The organism is Sorangium sp. So ce726, assembly GCF_051521405.1.
Lineage (GTDB): Bacteria > Myxococcota_A > Polyangia > Polyangiales > Polyangiaceae > Sorangium.
Genome location: NZ_CP150349.1, coordinates 8,744,107 through 8,760,481, shown reverse-complemented (window position 1 = coordinate 8,760,481; position 16,375 = coordinate 8,744,107). Strand labels below are relative to the sequence as shown.

Genomic DNA, 16,375 nt, shown 5'->3' with positions numbered 1-16,375 from the left:
CGCGTCGCCATGAGGCTCAGAGGCAGCCGAGGCGGCACTTGGACGCCTGCTCCAGGCAATCCGACAGGCAGCCCTGGTAACGCTGGTACTGCGTGCTCTGGGTGGGCTCTTTACCGCACTGCGTCGCCCTGCACGCCTGGTGTCGCCGCTCGCACGCCCCCACGCACCCGGTATTGCCGCCAGCGGGCGCAAGGCCACCCGCGGCCGCCGCACGGGGCCCCGCGCCTGGAGACGCCGGCGGCGCGCCCGGCGCCTGCGCGGCAGGCGGATCGCTCCGCTGCGCCGGGGTGGTCCGGTACCCCGCCGAGGTGGGCGACGGCCCGCAGCGCTCGAAGGCGCGGCGCATCACGTCCTCCGCCGAGCCGGGCTGGATCTCGCACGCCCGCGCCAGGCTCTCGATCCTGTGGTCGATCGCGGCGGCCGCGCGCGACGCGACCCCGTCCAGCCGCGCCGCTGGCGGTGGGGCGCCCTTCTGCGCGGCGCTCGCGGACGCGGCGCTCGCGGAGGTGGTGAGCCCGCGCACCGCGTCGTCACCCGGCGCGCTCGACGCCCTTCCGATAAGGAAGGCCACGACAAGGCTGATCGCCACGAGCCCCAGGGCGGAGAGCGCGACCCGCGAATCGATGCGGCGCGGGGCGCGCGCCGGCCCCGCGGCGCCGGGCGGTCGCGCCTTTGCTGGCTGCGGCCCGGTGACGTTTGGTGTCCGGGGGGTAGGCGCGATCGCAGGCGGCGCCAGCGTCGCGACCTCCAGGGGAGGTGATGGGGCCACCATCGGCGAGAGGTTGGGCAGCGGCGCCGGCCGGGGGATGTCGGTGTGCGCCGGTTCGCTCGACGCGGCGGACGGCACCGTCGGCGTGTCGGGCCACTCCACGAGCGGCCTCGTCGCGCGGAGGCGCTCGACGAGCGGCCCGAGCTCGCGCCGCTGCTCGAAGCGCCGGACGAGCTCGTACGCCGCTCCCTGGATCCCCCGCTCCCAGGGGATGTCCGGCACACCGAGCTCCTCCGCGAAGCGGCGCAGCTCGGCCAGGCTGAAGCAAGCCGTGATGCGCCCGCGGATCTCCGCGGCGCTGCGCGCCGTGCTCCCCGACGTCCCCGTGCCCTCGCCGTCCACGCCCGGCAGCTTACCGCACACGCCACCGAAGCCGAACCTGGTATAGGCTCCGGACATCGTGTCCGGCGCTGCGGCACCCGGGGACGTGGAGGCCAGGAGATGAGCCGAGAGGACAGTGCAATTGGCGCGGCGCCGCCCGCCCTCGCGCCGCTGATCGGGCGCGAGGCGGAGCTGTCGGCCCTGGCCCGCGCGCTCGACGCGGTGGAGCGGGAGCGCTCCACGCGGACCGTGACGCTCGTCGGCCCGCCGGGCATCGGCAAGAGCAGGCTCGTGCGCGAGTTCCTCGAGCGGCGGCGCCAGGGCCAGGGCCCCGCCGCGCTGCGCGTCACCTCGGGCAGCGCCGGCGACATGGTGTCCGCGTACGGCGTCTTCACGCGGCTCCTGCGCGCCCGCTTCGGCCTCACCGACGGCATGGACAAGGACGCGGCCCGCGCCGAGGTCCGCTCGCAGGTCGCGCACGTGATGGGCGACCGCAAGGTCGGCGACGTCATCTACTTCCTCGGCCAGTTCATCGGGCTCGCGTTCGGCGACAGCCCGCTCACCCGCGCGGTGCAGGACGATCCCGCGCAGGCCGACCTCATCCGCCGCGCCGTCCTGAAGGCGTTCCTCGAGGCGGACGCCGTCCACGGCCCCCTGTGCCTCATCTTCGAGGACCTCCACGCGGCCCACGACGACTCCCTCGCGCTCCTGCGCTACCTCATCGAGTACCTCACGGGCCCGGTCCTGATCGTCTGCGCCGCCCGCCCGGAGCTGCTCACGCGCCAGGACGACTGGGGCAAGGTCGGCGACCGGCGCCACGCGCTCCTGGAGCTCACGCCGCTCAGCGAGGCCGCCGCGGCGGAGATGGCGAGGGCGCTGCTCGCGCCCTGCGCGCCGCGCGGGAGCGACGACGTCGTCATCATCGACGTGGTCGATGCTCGCGGCGCTGAGTCGCAGTCCCAGCCGGGCGTTCCGTCGGAGCTCGTCGAGGCGGCCTGCTCCTTCGCGAACGGCAACCCGGCGCTGCTCGAGCAGATGGTCCGCATCTGCCATGAACAGGGCGTGATCGAGGAGCTCTCGCCCGACTCCGCGGGCGGGCCGCGCTGGCGCGTGCACCTCGGGAAGCTGTCGACGGCGCGCCTGCCGATGACGGTCGAGGACGCCGTGAACGTCCGCCTCGCCGCGCTCGATCACGAGGGCCGGCAGCTGCTCGAGCAGGCCGCGACGATCGGCCCGGTGTTCTGGAGCGGCGCCCTGTTCGTCCTCGGCAGGGCCGGCAGCCAGGCCCCCGAGCTGTGGGGGGAGGAGCAGAGCGACAAGGATCTCGACCGGATCAACGCCGCGCTGCGCTCGCTGTGCGACCGCGGCTACCTGCGCAAGCAGAGCGAGTCGAGCTTCGCGGGCTCGGACGAGTACGTGTTCGTGCACGCCAAGGAGCGCGAGGCGCTCCAGAAGCGGATGAGCGCCGCGGCCCAGCGGCGGTACCACCACGCGATCGCCGAGTGGCTGGAGCAGCAGGTGGCGGTGCGCGCGAGCGAGGAGTTCCTCGCCGAGCTCGCGACGCACCGCGAGCGCATCGGCGACGCGGTGCGGGCGGGGCTCTCGCTGCTCGACGCCGGGGACGTCGCGCGCGGGCGCTACTCGAACGCGAAGGCGGCGGAGTACTACGCGCGCGGGCTCTCGCTGCTCGGCGACGCGCACGTCGCGCGGCGCATCGACGCGCTCCACGACTACGGCGACGTCCTCCAGCTCGCCGGGCGCATCGACGACGCGCTCGCCGCGTTCCGCGAGATGCTGACGCTCGCCTACCGGCTCGACAACCGGCGCAAGGGCGGCGCCGCGCACAACCGCATCGGGCGGCTCTACCGCGACAGCGGCTCGCTCGACGAGGCCGGCAAGCACCTCACGACCGCGCTCCGCCTCTTCGAGGGCGCGCGGGACGAGCGGGGGATCGCCTCGACGATCGACGACATCGGCAAGCTGCACTGGCTCCGGGGCGAGTACCAGGAGGCGCTGAAGTGGCTGCGCGACGCGCTCGCCCGCCGCGAGCGGATGGGGGATCGCCGCTCGATCGCGCTGTCGCTGAACAACCTCGGCCTCGCCCTGCAGGACTCGGGCGAGTTCAAGCAGGCGCTCAACACGTTCGAGCGGTCGCTCGCGATCCGGCGCGAGATCTCGGACCTGCTCGGCGTGGTGATGAGCCTGAACAACCTCGGCATGATCGCGCAGGATCAGCGCGATCACCGCCACGCGCTCGAGCTCTTCGAGGAGGCGCTGGAGGTGGCGCGGCAGGTCGGCGATCGCAACCGGACGGCGCTGATCCTGACGAACATCGGCGGGACGCTCTACCGGAGCGGAGATCCCGACGAGGCGGTGCGCGTGCTGCAGCAGGCCGAGGAGCTCTGCGATGGGCTCGGCGACCGGCTCGGCCTGGCCGAGGCGCGGCGCGCCCTCGGGAAGGCCTACATGCTCCGGGGCGATCTGGAGAAGGCGCGCGACTCGATCAGCCGGGCGGTGGACCTGTTCGCCTCGGTCCGGAGCAAGGTGCACCTCGGCATCGCGCTCCGGACGCTCGGCGAGATCACGGCGGCGGGCGGCTGGGGCAGCGCGCACACGAAGAGCGCGCGCGCCTATTTCGCGCGCTCGGTGAGCATCTTCGAGGAGACGGGGAACGAGCTCGAGCTCGCGCGCACGTTCCAGGCCTACGCGCGGTTCCTGACGACCGATCGCAGCTTCGTGGCGAACATGGCGGCGCGGCGCGAGGCGGTGGCGATGAACGAGAAGGCCGAGGCGATCTTCGCGCGGCTGAAGGTCACGTCGGTGCGCCTGGAGGACGAGCCCACGCTCCCGACGGGCCCGCCGGGCCAGTCGGTCCCCACGAAGTCGTCGGTCAGCGCGAGCCCTGGCCGCTCGCCCACCCCCGAAGAGCCGTCGTTCCCGAGCCCGGGTAGGGCCTCGACCTCCAGCTGAGGCCGGGCGACCCGGGCGGGCCGGCGTGCTCTGGCGCGGGGGGGCGCCCGTGATACGCATGCCGGGTGAAGGCCCTGCACGAGAAGCGCGTCTCCGAGTCGGTCACGAGGATGACCGAGTACGTCCTGCCGACGCACGCGAACGCGCTCGGCTCGATCTTCGGCGGGCAGGTGCTCGCGTGGATCGACCTGTGCGCTGCCATCTGCGCGCAGCGGCACACCGGCAGCGCGGTCGTCACCGCAGGCATCGACGACCTGTCGTTCGATCATGGGATCAAGGTCGGTCAGGTCGTCCGCCTGGCCGCGCGGGTGACGGCGACCTTCCGCACGTCGCTCGAGATCCTGGTGTCGGTCGAGGGTGAGGACGCGATGACGGGCGCCATCTGGCCCATGGTCACGGCCTTCGTGACGTTCGTGGCCGTCGACGCGTCGCTCAGGCCGACCTCGGTGCCGCCGATCGTCCTCGAGACGGACGACGATCGCCGCCTCGCCGAGGCCGCGGCGGAGCGGCGCGCCCGGCGGCTCTCGCGGCGCGGGGGCGGCCGCGGCGCGTGATCGTCATCGCCGCGCGCTACTTCTTCTTGATCCGGTCGGGATCCCCGAGGAACTCGAAGTGCATCGTGTCCTCGAGGTCGTCGTGGCCGAGCCAGTCGAAGCCGTAGCGCTCGAACGCCTTGATCCAGCAGCGGGACAGGGCCGTGCGCTCGTAGGCAGTTCGCTTCTTCTCCTGGCACAGCGGGCTCGTGGGCCACGGGTCGACGCAGCCGCAGCACGGGTTCCGGTCGGGATCGATGTCGATGGCGATGCCGAAGAGGTGGTTCGAGATCTCGGCGCCGCGGTAGCTGTTCGCCGTGCGGAACCCGCCGACCGCGCGCGGCGTGTAGCGGCGGGATTTGCGGGTGCACGTCGAGCGGATCCGCTTCTCGACGCAGTGGAGCGCGGGCGCGATCTTCTCGTGGACGGAGACCGGGAGGCCCATGAACTGCACGGTCGTCGCCTGGGAGTGGGCGCTCTCGGAGTTGTGTCGCCGCGTCTCCTCGGTCTCGACGTGGCCGTAGTGCTCGGCGAGGTAGCGGACCGCCTTGGCGTGCTTCTTCGGGTTGAGCATCCCCTTCTGGACGAAGGTGCGCCGCTTCAGGAACTTCTGCGGGCTCTGCACGCGGCACTCGTAGCTCTTCGCCTTCTTTGCCCGGGCCGGCTCCTTGGCCTCCGCGACGGGCCCGCCGCCGAGCCCCGAGGGGCCGGCCGCGAGCAGGGCGATCGCTGCTGCCACGAGCAGGTGCACCCGTGTCCGTCCGTTCGCGTTCACGGCCGGAGGTTAAGCAGGCCGTGTCAGGCGCGGCAAGGACTTGCCGTAAAAGCCTGTCAGGAGAACCACCGTCAGGGGGACGAGCGCATTCTTGCGGCGGACGGCGCGCTGCATCGCTCGCGGTCGCGCGGTCGGTGTGAGCTCATGAGGTGAGCTGCGGCGAGCTCATGGGGTGAGCTGCGGCGAGCTCATGAAGTGAGCTGCGGCGAGCTCATGGAGAGGTCCATGGCGAGCAGATCTCCACGAGGACGCCGTTCAGGTCGCGCACGTAGGAGACGCGCTGGCCCCACGGCTTGTCGTGAGGTTCCGATACGGGTGCTGCGCCGGCCTTTACGGCGCGCGCGAACGCCGCGTCGACGTCCTCGCTGGTGACGATGATCTCGAGCCCGGCGGGGCGCTCCCCTGGCCGGTTCTTCGCGAGCTCCGGGAGGCCCTTCTGGGCGAAGTCCTCCTGTACGAACCCGAGCGGCACCCTGCCCTTCAGCTCGCAGTATTCTTTGCCGCTGGAGACGAAGCTGCGCTCGAAGCCGAACGCGCGCTCGTAGAACGCCGCGGCTTCCACCGCGTCGGGCACATAGACGATCACGCCACCCAGTCCTGTGTTCATGAGGTCCTCCTTCGGGGGTCCTGCCCCAAGCGCCGGCATCTTATGGCGGCGCTGCTGACAGCGTCCGGTCAGCAGCCTCGCTCGATGGACGGGCGCGAGCGAGGCGCGAAACTCTCGCGCATAACCCCCTCACCACGCGTCGATCCATGGCAGAGCACGACGTCTGGTCGAACCAGAGGCTCCCCACGCTCGACGCCGAAGTGCGGCTTCTGCGCGGCGAAGTGCGGCTTCTGCGCGGCCGAAGTGCGGCTTCTGCACGCGCACCACGTCCAGGTCGAGCGCGTGGGGGAGCGCGCAGGTCCACGTCGTCGCCCACCAAATTCATCGTGGGCAGGCGCACGCGATGCTCGCCGGCGCTCGCGTGAAACCGTCGCCGCTCGACGGTTCTTCAGGGCCAAGGAGCTTCCGCGGCGCGAGAGGAGCTACGCGAGCTCGGCACTCCCGGTGCGTCAAGGCGACGCCTCACTGCACGTCGAGGCGAGTTGTGGGGCGTAATCATGCGAACTTCAAGGCACATCGAGGCGAGTCTCGAGGCATATTGACGCGGGCCTCACGGCGCGTTGACGCGGTGTTCCTTCGGCTCGGGACGCTGGCGGGTGTGGGCCACCGCAGACGCGTGGGCCGGCCTGAGCGGAGATGAACACCGTCCCGGTCATCACCGCGCGGTTGCACCGCTGAACCAGCGTTTCATCCATGCAAGGGAAATCTGGCATGAACCCCGTGTTCACGCGGTGACTCGTTCATTGAGCGGGCGGCATGGCCGTTGCTAGGTGGGTCGTGTGCCCTTCGCTGCGGTGGTTGCCGCAAGCGGCCTTTGTGTTGAGTCTTTTTTTTGCGGCGAGCTCCATATGAAAGAGGTCCGCAGCGACCAGCGCCGGCAAGCGAACGAGACGCCCATCCCCAAGAGCGGTGTCATGCGCGCCGTGCCCCGAAGCGTCGCGCCGCCGAGCGCACCGTCCACAGAGGGGCTGCTTGTCGGGCCGAACGGAGCTTCGTTCGAGGTGCGTCCTTCCGATCCGCTCCTCGGCAACATCGACATCGACGCCGTGGTGGCGGGGGTCCCCGAGTCCTACGCGATGAAGGGGATGTTCTTCAACGCGCTGGCGGCGACGCTCGGGGAGCGTTTCGCGCAGGTGGTGTCGACGTTGTCGAGCCCGCCGAGGGGTGGGCTCTACCTGCCGTTCTCGGACTATCCGACGCGCGACTTCCTGCGCCTGTACGACGCGGCCGCGCGGCTCTCGCACCCGAACCGGAGCTCGCGGGAGGGCTACCGTCGCCTTGCGCGGCAGCAGGTCGGGGCGTTCAGGGAAAGCGCGCTCGGCCGGATCACGATGCACCTGGCGACCGACCCGGGCGCCGCGCTGATGCGCTACACGGGCAGCCTCGGCGCGCTTGTGAAGGGGCCGTTGGCCAGGGCGCGGCAGCTGGGGCCGTCGGAGGTGCAGATCGACATCAGCTGCCACCGCGGTACGCTGGAGTACCCGCTGGGGAACTTCGAGGCGCTCGTCATGGGGTACGGGGCCAAGCCGACCATCTCGGTTGAGGTGCGAGGGCCGGAGACGCTTCAGTTCCTCGTTAGCTGGTAGGCCGCAAGCTGGTCGCCCGCGCCGGCGGGAGGGTCCACGCGGCGGGGGCGGGTGGGCGCTCGGCCATCCGCCAAGACGGGGACCGAGGCGCTTGCGCTGAGGACACCACCCGGCATGTCTCCATTCGGGCCATGCCTGCTGGGACGTTATGTTGCGCGCCACACAAGGCGCGCCTGAGACGTAGAGCCCCCTGCGGCCTTATGGCACCTCGGTCGGTGCTCGCCGCGCCCACCCGCCCCCGCCGCGTGGACCCTCCCGCCGGCGCTATGGGGGTAGGGGGCTCCGGTGGCGGGGCGAGGGAGCGCCGACGTCAATGCGCGTCTTCCGAGCGGGCTTGCGGTAAGGCCGATGCAGGCTCACGGCGGGCAATTCAAGACATATAGAATTGCGACGATTTGAGTCGGCTTGTGGCCGCCTGATCGAACCTGGCGACCATAGATATCCTCGTTCAGCACGAGTTGATCTTGAATCGATGCTGTTGAGGGATCGATGTCGCCTCCCCAGAAGGTGAATGCTCGGTTGGATGAAAGCCGCATTCGCGCCGGGCAGGAGAGCATCGGGCGGCTGCGCACGACTGCGCTCGAATTCCTATCGAACGCGAGCGTCAAGCGAGCATGAGGCGCCGTGGGAACCGGTGGATGGGCCCTGGAATTGGCGAGTCCCTCGCAGGAACCGCAGCTCGCCACAGGTACGCAGGTGCAACATTCCTCTGGAGCTACAGCTCGCCCACGGCCTCGCCAGCGTCGCTGCGACCAGCCTTGCGCTCGCGCCCTCCCTTTGCGAGCGTCTGAGCCGGGCCGAAGAGCCCGTCCCGAGGACCACGCCAATGACTACCCACGAGATCGTCCTCTTTGTCTACGACAACCTCATGAAGGGCGAGGACCAACACGAATGGCTCGCGACGGCTCGCCCGCTCGGTGGGGCGACCACGACACCGCAGTACGCGCTCGTCGACCTCGGCACCAGTGGCGCCCTCGTTCAGGGAGGGCTCATCGCCGTGACCGGCGAGCTTTATGCCATCGCTCCGGCTGCGCTGGCCGCGCTCGACGTGCACCGCGGACACCCGGTCTTGCACCGGAGAGCAGCCATCCGCCTCGCCGACGGCCGCGAAGCCCAGGCCTACCTCCTCTCCATGGAGCAGGCCGCTGGCTGCCGACGCGTCCGCGAGGGCGACTGGCGGAAACGCCGCGGCGCGCCCGGCGCCGTGCGGACCAGGGACAACAGCCCGCTCGTGAGCTGGGCGAAGCGCCGCTTCGACCCCCCCCGTTGACCAGTCTGCGCGCTCCTCTCTACCCTCCCATGGCGCTCAGCGCGGGCCGCGCCGTGCGAGTCGTCGCTGCGCAGGCACACAAGCCTTCCCTCGGCACACAGCGCATGCTGTACCCTGGGAACAGGCATGGCGCGTCGCTCGTGGAACGGCGCGTGCCAGCGCAGGTGCTATGGGCATGGCTGCGAGGGAAAGCGTGGCGGGAACCTCAGCGCACGACCGACTCGGCCACAACGAGGGCGAGCCTGAGTCCGCCACTGCCCAGCTCGCCGGGGTCGTCGTCGAGGCGGCCGCCGCGCTTTCAGGGAAGTTTCAGCCGCAGGCGCTCCGCGAGATCATCGCCGAGCAAGCCGCCCGGTTGCTCAGCGCAGACCTCTCGCTTCTGTACGGCGCCGCAGTGGAACACCACGCGCGCCCGATCCGGCTGGTCGCTTCCTCCAACCTGCCGAGCGCGGTCGCCGCGCAGCTCGAGGACCTCACGGGCACGTCGTCGCTCGTGCTGCGCGCCGCGGAGAGCCGCCGCATCGAGCATGCCGTGGTCGACCAGGCCGCCTGCGAGCGTTTCTCCGAGCTCAGCGCGCTCGCGGCCAGCATGAGGCCCCACTGGGTTCTGTCTGCGCCCCTGCTCAGCGCAGACCGGCTGTTCGGCGTCCTCTTCTGCGCGTTCGGGAGCCGCAGCGCGCCTTTCCAGGAGCTCCTCCCGTGCGTGCAGGCCCTCTGCGCGCTGTTCGCGCTCGCGCTCGCAGGCGCTGAGCCCGCCGCGGGCGCGCGAGCGCGCTCCGGGGGCGCCGACGACGTACGGGGCGCGAACGCGCTGGAGCCCACCGAAGCTGCGTTCCTCGAGGTCGAGTGGCGCCTCGCAGAGGAGCGGCGATGGCTGCGCAGCGTGATCGAAGACTTCCCCGTCGCCATCGCCGTCCTGGACGAGCGCGGCGGCCCCTCGCTCCTTGCGAGCCGCCGCTGCCAGGAGCTCTGCGGCGGGCCGCACCCGCTCGAGGTGCTGGATCTGGGGCAAGGTGCGCTTTTGTGCGAACCAGGGGGACGGCCACTCCTGCTTCCTGAAATGCCCCTCGTTCGCGCGGCGCATGGCGAGGGGACGATATGTAAGGAATTGTGGTTTCGAAGGACGGACGGGAGCTACGTCCCCGTTGTGGTGAGCGCTGGCCCCATCCGGGGCGAGGACGGAGCGATCCACGGGGCCATCGCGAGCTACGAGGACGTCACCAATTTCAGGGAGATCGAGCGGCTCCGCGAGGAGTGGACCTCCCTCGTGGCGCACGACCTCAAGCAACCGCTCTCCGCGATCTCCGCCTATGCGGGCATGCTGTCGCGGCTGCCCGAGTCCGCCGGTGCGACGGCGTGGAGCCAGAAGATCCTGTCGAACGTCCGGCGCCTCGATCGGATGGCCGAAGACCTGCTCGACGCCTCCAAGATCGAGGCGAGGCACCTCTCGCTCGAGCGGCAGCCGACGGACATGCGCGCCCTGCTCCACGCGAACGTCGAGCTCGCTGCCGCTGAGAGGCCGGATCGCGCGATCGTGCTGACGGCGGACGAGGACGTGCCGCCCGTCAACGTGGACGCGGCGCGCATGGAGCAGGTGCTCGGGAACCTCCTTCTCAACGCCGCCAAGTACGGCGATCCCGATGCGCCGACCCGCGTGACGCTCTCTCTCCGCGACGCCGAGATCGAGGTCGCGATCGAGAACCGCGGGCCGGGCATCCCCTCGTACGAGCTGCCGAGGCTGTTCCAGCGCTTCCAGCGGCTCTCGTCAGACCGGTCCCGTGGCCGACCGCCCGGCACCGGCCTCGGGCTCTACATCTGCAAGGGCATCGTCGAGGCACACGGCGGTCGGATCTGGGCGCAGAGCGCGCCGGACGAGACGACGTCCTTCCACTTCACGCTCCCGCTCTCGCGCGGCGGCTGACCCCGCGGGCCATCGCGGCCTGCGCCGCGGCGAAGGCGCGAGATCCGCCGTGCTGACGCCGCCCGCTCAGCCGTTCTTGATGCGCGCCACGATGGCGTCGGTGAGCGTCTTCGTGTCCGCTTTGCCGCCGAGATCGCGGGTGCGGACCCCGTCCAGGTTCAGCGCCTCGTCGATGCCGGCGCGCAGGCGGCCGGCGAGCTCCCGGTGGCCCACGTGATCGAGCATCATCGCGGCGGCGAGCATGAGCGCGATCGGGTTCGCCACGCCCTTGCCGGCGATGTCCGGCGCCGAGCCGTGCACCGCCTCGAAGATCGCGGCGTGCTGGCCGATGTTCGCCCCCGGCGCCATGCCGAGGCCGCCGATGAGGCCCGCGATCTCGTCCGAGAGGATGTCACCGAAGAGGTTCGTCGTGACGATGACGTCGAACTGCCACGGGTTCAGCACGAGCTGCATCGCGCACGCGTCCACGATCCGCTCGTCGGTCGCCACGCGGCCCTCGTAGCCCTTGCTCACCTCGCGCGACGTCTCCAGGAAGATGCCCGTGAGCGCCTTCATGATGTTCGCCTTGTGGACGATGGTGACCTTCTTGCGGCCGTTCTTCTCTGCGTAGTCGTAGGCGAACTCGGCGATGCGGCGCGAGCCGACCCGGGTGTTCACGCCGGAGCCGATCGCCACCGCGTGCTCGTCGCTGCCGATCGGGATGTAGTGCTCGAACCCCACGTAGAGGCCCTCGAGGTTCTCCCGCACGAGCACGATGTCGATGTTCTCGAAGCGGCCGCCCGGGATGAGCGTCCGCGCGGGGCGCACGTTGGCGAAGAGCTTGAACTCCTGCCGCAGGCGCACGTTGGACGAGCGGTACCCGCCGCCGATCGGCGTCTCGAGCGGCCCCTTGAGCGCGAGCTGCGTGCGGTGGATGCTGTCGAGCGTGGCCCGCGGCAGCGGGTCGCCGGCGTCCTTGACGCCGGCCATGCCGGCCACGCACGTCTCCCATTCAAAAGGCGCGCCGAGCGCGTCGAGGGCGCGCAGCGTCGCGTCCACGATCTCGGGGCCGATGCCGTCGCCGGGGATGAGGGTCGCAGGGTGCTTCTGTGAGGTCACGGGCTGTCTCTCGATCTCGGGGTGAATCGTCGCGTCGACGAGGAAAGGCGCACGCATAGCCGAGGTGCGTGCCGCGATCCACCTCGCCGGAGCGGCGTCGCGCGCCGCCTGCCCGCAAGTCCCTTGAGGATCCCCGCCCCCGCCGCCATCATGACCCGGGTCCCATGATTTGCCCGCGCTGCCACCGCGCGTACACCGATCGCTCGTACGGCTTCTGCCCCGACGACGGCGCGCGCCTCGTCCAGTCGCTGTCGGCCGCGCCGCCGCCGGCGCAGCCGACGCGGCAGTTCGGCGCCATCCTCGAGGATCGCTATGTGATCCAGGGCTTCATCGGCGCCGGCGGCATGTCGCGCGTGTACCTCGCGGCGGACAGCCGCACGAAGGAGCAGGTCGCGATCAAGATCCTGAACCGCAGCTTCGCCGCCGATCGGGCCCAGCGCGAGCGGTTCCTCCGCGAGCTCGAGGTGGCGGCCGAGCTCGGGCACCCCAACATCGTCCGGGTGCTCGACGCGGGCGAGCGCAAGGACGGGTCCCCGTTCATCGTGCTCGAGCTGCTCACCGGCGAGTCGCTCGGCGTCCTGCTCCGCCGGGAGGTGGCCGTGAGCGAGGCCGTCGCGCTTCCGCTGATACGGCAGGCGGCGTCGGCGCTCGCGTCAGCGCACGCGGCCGGCGTCATCCACCGCGACGTGAAGCCGGACAACCTGTTCCTCGTCCGCTCCCAGGGCGGCCCGCGCCTGCTCAAGATGATGGATTTCGGCTTCGCGAAGCTGAAGACGGGCCCCACCACCGCCGCCGGTCTCGTGCTGGGCACGGTCCCCTACATGGCCCCAGAGCAGGCCCTCGCCGATCCCATCGATAGCCGCACCGACATCTATGCCCTCGGCGTCACCATGTTCCGCATGCTCGCCGGCCAGCTGCCGTTCTCCTCGCCGGACGACGTGGTGGTCGTCGCCCAGCACGCCTGCACCCCGGCCCCCCGGCTCAGCACGATCCGGCCCGGCATCGATCGGCGGATCGAGGCGCTGGTCGCCACCGCGCTCCGCAAGGCCCCCGGGAACCGCTACGACTCGATGCAAGCGCTCCTGGAGGACGTCGAGCGCATCCTCGGCGTCCGCCCCGGCGAGCCGATCGGTGTACCGCTCAGGAAGACCCCCGACGTCTACGAGCCGGTGAACCCCGCTGCCCGGGAGGCGCTCAAGTTCCTGCGGCGCCAGCTGCCCTGAGCCGGCACGCAGCCTTGAGCCAGCAGGCAGCCTTGAGCCAGCAGGCAGCCGCTCGCCCGGCGCGGCGGCTGGGCTCGCCGGCTCGTGGAGCTGCGCAGGTCACCGCGCGCCGAGATCCTCGATGCGGTAGCCGTCCGGGTACGTGCGGTTCCTCCGCCGGGTGAGCAGGCGCGGAGAGCGCCGGCGCGGCATGGCCCGCAAAAGCGGGCCGCGCGCGCGGAGCGCCGCCTGCACGAGGTCGCGCAGCCCGGGCGGAGGCCGCGGCAGCCCGACGGCGTCGAGCATGCGATCATCGATCATCGCATGGAGGACCGGCGCACCGAGCGGCCATAGCGCTCTCGGCAGCGCCCAGCCCAGCACGAGGTCCCGCGTCGCGACGGCGAGCTTCCGGTTGTCCTCCGAGAACCGCAGGTGCTCTGCCTCGTAATCGAGGTTGAACCGCTCGAACGCCTCGTAGCTCGGCGGGATATCCTTGATGTTCATCAGCGCCCCGACCTGCGCCCAGTAGTGGTAGGCCGCGAGCTTCTCCTTTTCGAGCAGCGCGCGCCAGGCGAAGCGCTCGTTCCAGCGGATGGGCTCGAAGATGAACGTCGACAGCGTGTACAGGTACTCATCGTTCGGGATGGTGTAACGCCCGTGCTGCCGGTTCATGCGCCTCAGCGCCGCCCGGCCGCGCTCGCTGTCGTATCCGTTCTCCAGCATCTCGGAGAGGATGAGGACCGTATCGTCGTAGCGCTTCTGGGTGCGCTGGAGAAACTCCCCTGTCTGCACCAGGAGCGGTGTGCCCTTGGCGATTCCGAAGACACGGAACAGCGCGAGCTCGAGGGCGTGCTGCGTGTCCCACGGGAAATCATAGCACGTCGAGAGAAATGCGATCTCCTGATGATCCCTGACCGGATCCAGGTTTGTTTCGATGTGGTCGCGGATCGCATAACGCGATCGCGATTCGGGAGGGGCCCAGCGCATGGAAGGTCTCCTGATGTGTATCCGCCCGATGACGCGTCCATTTCTATCATGCCTCGCGTATCCTGCCGGAAACATCGCTGAACAGCGGAAGACGTCGATCGTGGCGAGCGTGGCGAGACGAGGTGAGGTGCGGTCCACCGTGGAGCGCCGTGATGATGAGCTGTGATGCGGCGGCGGGTCCGCGCCGGGCGAGCCGGCTGGCCAGGCGCCGCGCGGGGAGGGCCGCGAGCGGTGCGCCGAGACGCTCGATCAGCTCGGTCTCGCGCTCGGCCTTCGGGCCCGCTTTCGCCCGCGCTGGCGCGTGCGCGGCCTGCGCGAAGGTGGCACGCTAGGGCTGTGCCGCCTGTCATCGACGACATGATCCAGGAGCTCCTTACACGCCATCGGTCGACCGGTCGGGTGGACCTGAACGACATCGCAGAAGTCGTCGGCCGCCGGGCGGTCTCGTACGAGGAGGTCGAGTACATCATCGACCGGCTCGAGTCCGAGGGCCTCCGCGTCGCCGAGCCGCTCGATCCAGGCGATGTCGAGGTGCTCCGCGCCGTCCTCGCGAGCGCGAGGCGGCTCGCGGCCGAGCTCGGACGCACACCCACGATCGGCGAGATCGCGCTGGCCTCGAGCCATGCCCCGCACACGGTGCGCCGGGCGCTGGAACAAGCGGGGCGTGCCAAGGCTTGTTGAAGAGGAGGCGCGCTGGCCGCGCAGGACGCAGCGCGGCAAGCCACGGTGACGCGTGGGCACCACGAGGTGCGCGAGAGGTGGCAACCCGGGGCAAGACGCGGCAACCCGCGGCAACCCGCGGCAACCCGCGGCAAGTCAGGGCAGGTCAGGGCAAGTCAGGGCAAGTCAGGGCAAGAAGCGCAGAAACGGAACGACGCCAAACAAAACGAAAGCGCTGCGCCGTTGAGTGCAGACCAGAGCTCTACATCAGTGATACTATGGAGATGGAGGGGTGCTCTGTAGCCGTAGTCGATTGTTTCATCTACGCATCAGGGAAGGAAGGCTGGACCCGATGAACATCACGATCACGTTCCGGCATATGGTGGGTACCGAGGCCGTGAAGAAGTACGCCTACGAGAAGGTGGCCAAGCTTCAGAAGTTCCTTAGGCAGGCGATGACGGCGCAGGTCACCCTCTCCGTCGAGGGGCTGACACACGTCGCCGACGTTCGCATCTCCTCCGGCAGTCTAGCCTTCCATGCGACCGAGCAGGGTGAGGACATGTACGCGTCGATCGACACGGTCCACGACAAGCTCGAGCGGCAGATCCGCGATGGGAAGGGTCACACCATGGCGCGGAAGCGCGGCGGGACGAGCGCCGGCGAGTACGCCGTGGAGGTGGAGCGCGAAGCGGTGGCCGCGGCGGGGCGTACCCGTTCGTAAGCCGCCGCGCGCGTCGCCGAGGCGCGGCGCACGAACCGGAGCGAGGGCCGCCGCGCCCGCCGGCGCGGCGCTCTCCCTCCGCGTGAGCTGAGTCGCCGTTCGCGGGCGAGGCGGTGCGCTCCCTTCGCGTGAGCCGCCGCGCTCGCCGCGGCGGCGAAGGGCGCTCGTCTCCATCAGCTCACCCCTGCGCACGCCCAACCTGCCCGGGGGGCCTGCGTGGAGCGCCGCGGCGGTCGCCCAGCGATCGCGACGGCGCGCGCCGAAAGAACGCTCCCTCTCGGGCCGCTCGCCGCGATAGCGTCCTTGAGTCGCGTACCCGAACTCCCCAGGGTACGATGGCCACATCGGCTCGCTTGGCCCTGGCCGAGCGCCGCGCCGACCGTGCCACGTGCGCCGTTCCAGAGCCCTCTCACCTCGCCCGAGCGCCGAAATCAGCATGCAAGTCCGCGATATCTTGACCGCGCACCAGGTATCCGTCGCCAGCGAGCAGGAGGGGGTCGTCCGCTCCAAGGCGGACGCGCTCCGCCGGCTCGCCGCCCTGCTCGCGGCAGGACAGCCGGGGGTCAAGGCCGACGACATCGAGCGGGTGCTCGGCGAGCGTGAGCGCCTGCAGTCCACCGGTGTCGGGAGCGGCGTGGCCATCCCCCATGGCGCGATGGAGGGCGTCGATCGGCTGATCGGCGCGGTCCTGATCTGCCCAAAGCCGATCGACTTCGACGCGATCGATGGGGCGCCGGTGTCCATCCTCGTCGCCGTGATCGGGCCGAAGCGCGCCACGGGCGAGCACCTCAAGACGCTGGCGCGCATCTCCCGCCTGCTGCGGGACGAGACGTTCAGGCGGCGGCTGCTCGGCGCCTCGACCGGGCGCGCGGCGTTCGAGCTCATCGCCGCCGAGGAAGGGAGGTCGGTGTCATGAGCGGCCCGCGCAGCGGCGGACAGGAAGGGGAAGGAGGCG

14 protein-coding genes are annotated in these 16,375 nt (G+C 70.7%); 9 read left to right on the top strand and 5 right to left on the bottom strand.

All coding sequences use genetic code 11. The features are described 5' to 3' along the window. Nucleotides 1-16: 16 nt before the first annotated feature. The gene (locus WME79_RS32400; protein ID WP_437522734.1) at nt 17-1,168 is read right to left on the bottom strand and encodes a hypothetical protein; all 1,152 of its coding nucleotides are present in this window, start codon (nt 1,166-1,168) and stop codon (nt 17-19) included. A gap of 42 nt (nt 1,169-1,210) precedes the next feature. Here WME79_RS32400 and WME79_RS32395 point away from each other — a divergent pair, with 42 nt between their 5' ends. Both WME79_RS32395 and WME79_RS32390 read left to right on the top strand, forming a co-directional pair. Next, a complete protein-coding gene (locus tag WME79_RS32395) occupies nt 1,211-4,060 on the top strand; it encodes an ATP-binding protein (protein WP_437522733.1) in 2,850 nt (949 codons plus the stop codon). Between the two features lie 65 nt (nt 4,061-4,125). Next, nucleotides 4,126-4,614 carry an acyl-CoA thioesterase gene (locus tag WME79_RS32390; protein ID WP_437522732.1) on the top strand — a complete coding sequence of 163 codons (489 nt, stop codon included), beginning with the start codon at nt 4,126-4,128 and terminating at the stop codon, nt 4,612-4,614. A 16-nt stretch (nt 4,615-4,630) separates the two neighbouring features. Here WME79_RS32390 and WME79_RS32385 read toward each other — a convergent pair whose 3' ends face one another. Further along, nucleotides 4,631-5,368, bottom strand: a complete 738-nt coding sequence (locus WME79_RS32385) for a M15 family metallopeptidase (RefSeq protein ID WP_437522730.1) — start codon at nt 5,366-5,368, stop codon at nt 4,631-4,633. Nucleotides 5,369-5,579: 211 nt separating this feature from the next. Next, nucleotides 5,580-5,975, bottom strand: coding sequence for a VOC family protein (locus WME79_RS32380; RefSeq protein ID WP_437522728.1), 396 nt, complete (start codon nt 5,973-5,975; stop codon nt 5,580-5,582). A gap of 848 nt (nt 5,976-6,823) precedes the next feature. Between WME79_RS32380 and WME79_RS32375 the strand changes: the two genes are divergently transcribed. The 3 genes from WME79_RS32375 (at nt 6,824) to WME79_RS32365 (ending at nt 10,752) form a co-directional block, all read left to right on the top strand. Further along, complete coding sequence (locus WME79_RS32375) at nt 6,824-7,561, top strand: DUF2378 family protein (RefSeq protein ID WP_437522727.1); 738 nt, start codon at nt 6,824-6,826, stop codon at nt 7,559-7,561. 826 nt (nt 7,562-8,387) lie between these two features. Continuing rightward, nucleotides 8,388-8,831, top strand: a complete 444-nt coding sequence (locus WME79_RS32370) for a gamma-glutamylcyclotransferase family protein (RefSeq protein WP_437522725.1) — start codon at nt 8,388-8,390, stop codon at nt 8,829-8,831. Nucleotides 8,832-9,024: 193 nt separating this feature from the next. Further along, nucleotides 9,025-10,752, top strand: a complete 1,728-nt coding sequence (locus WME79_RS32365; RefSeq protein ID WP_437522723.1) for an ATP-binding protein — start codon at nt 9,025-9,027, stop codon at nt 10,750-10,752. A gap of 66 nt (nt 10,753-10,818) precedes the next feature. Here the strand turns inward: WME79_RS32365 and WME79_RS32360 are convergent, their stop codons facing one another. Then, nucleotides 10,819-11,850 carry an isocitrate/isopropylmalate dehydrogenase family protein gene (locus WME79_RS32360; RefSeq protein WP_437522721.1) on the bottom strand — a complete coding sequence of 344 codons (1,032 nt, stop codon included), beginning with the start codon at nt 11,848-11,850 and terminating at the stop codon, nt 10,819-10,821. Nucleotides 11,851-12,014: 164 nt separating this feature from the next. Here WME79_RS32360 and WME79_RS32355 point away from each other — a divergent pair, with 164 nt between their 5' ends. Next, nucleotides 12,015-13,073: a serine/threonine-protein kinase gene (locus WME79_RS32355; protein WP_437522719.1), complete on the top strand. Its 1,059-nt coding sequence runs from the start codon at nt 12,015-12,017 to the stop codon at nt 13,071-13,073. A 99-nt stretch (nt 13,074-13,172) separates the two neighbouring features. On the opposite strand, the gene WME79_RS32350 is transcribed toward WME79_RS32355, so the two are convergent. Next, entirely contained in the window at nt 13,173-14,039 is an 867-nt protein-coding gene (locus tag WME79_RS32350; RefSeq protein WP_437522717.1) for an oxygenase MpaB family protein, read from the bottom strand. Nucleotides 14,040-14,375: 336 nt separating this feature from the next. Between WME79_RS32350 and WME79_RS32345 the strand changes: the two genes are divergently transcribed. The 3 genes from WME79_RS32345 (at nt 14,376) to WME79_RS32335 (ending at nt 16,336) form a co-directional block, all read left to right on the top strand. Then, entirely contained in the window at nt 14,376-14,720 is a 345-nt protein-coding gene (locus tag WME79_RS32345; protein ID WP_437522715.1) for a sigma-70 domain-containing protein, read from the top strand. A gap of 331 nt (nt 14,721-15,051) precedes the next feature. Beyond that, nucleotides 15,052-15,420 (top strand): ribosome hibernation-promoting factor, HPF/YfiA family, encoded by a 369-nt coding sequence (hpf, locus tag WME79_RS32340; RefSeq protein WP_437522713.1) that lies wholly within the window; start codon nt 15,052-15,054, stop codon nt 15,418-15,420. 436 nt (nt 15,421-15,856) lie between these two features. Beyond that, the gene (locus WME79_RS32335) at nt 15,857-16,336 is read left to right on the top strand and encodes a PTS sugar transporter subunit IIA (RefSeq protein ID WP_437522711.1); all 480 of its coding nucleotides are present in this window, start codon (nt 15,857-15,859) and stop codon (nt 16,334-16,336) included. Nucleotides 16,337-16,375 lie beyond the last annotated feature (39 nt).

Excerpts from the sequence above, each read along its gene's own strand:
- WME79_RS32395 (WP_437522733.1), top strand. The coding sequence starts at position 1,211 with ATGAGCCGAGAGGACAGTGCAATTGGCGCGGCGCCGCCCGCCCTCGCG.
- WME79_RS32355 (WP_437522719.1), top strand. The coding sequence starts at position 12,015 with ATGATTTGCCCGCGCTGCCACCGCGCGTACACCGATCGCTCGTACGGC.
- WME79_RS32335 (WP_437522711.1), top strand. The coding sequence starts at position 15,857 with ATGCAAGTCCGCGATATCTTGACCGCGCACCAGGTATCCGTCGCCAGC.
- WME79_RS32350 (WP_437522717.1), bottom strand. The coding sequence starts at position 14,039 with ATGCGCTGGGCCCCTCCCGAATCGCGATCGCGTTATGCGATCCGCGAC.
- WME79_RS32380 (WP_437522728.1), bottom strand. The coding sequence starts at position 5,975 with ATGAACACAGGACTGGGTGGCGTGATCGTCTATGTGCCCGACGCGGTG.
- hpf (WP_437522713.1), top strand. The coding sequence starts at position 15,052 with ATGAACATCACGATCACGTTCCGGCATATGGTGGGTACCGAGGCCGTG.
- WME79_RS32400 (WP_437522734.1), bottom strand. The coding sequence starts at position 1,168 with ATGTCCGGAGCCTATACCAGGTTCGGCTTCGGTGGCGTGTGCGGTAAG.
- WME79_RS32375 (WP_437522727.1), top strand. The coding sequence starts at position 6,824 with ATGAAAGAGGTCCGCAGCGACCAGCGCCGGCAAGCGAACGAGACGCCC.
- WME79_RS32370 (WP_437522725.1), top strand. The coding sequence starts at position 8,388 with ATGACTACCCACGAGATCGTCCTCTTTGTCTACGACAACCTCATGAAG.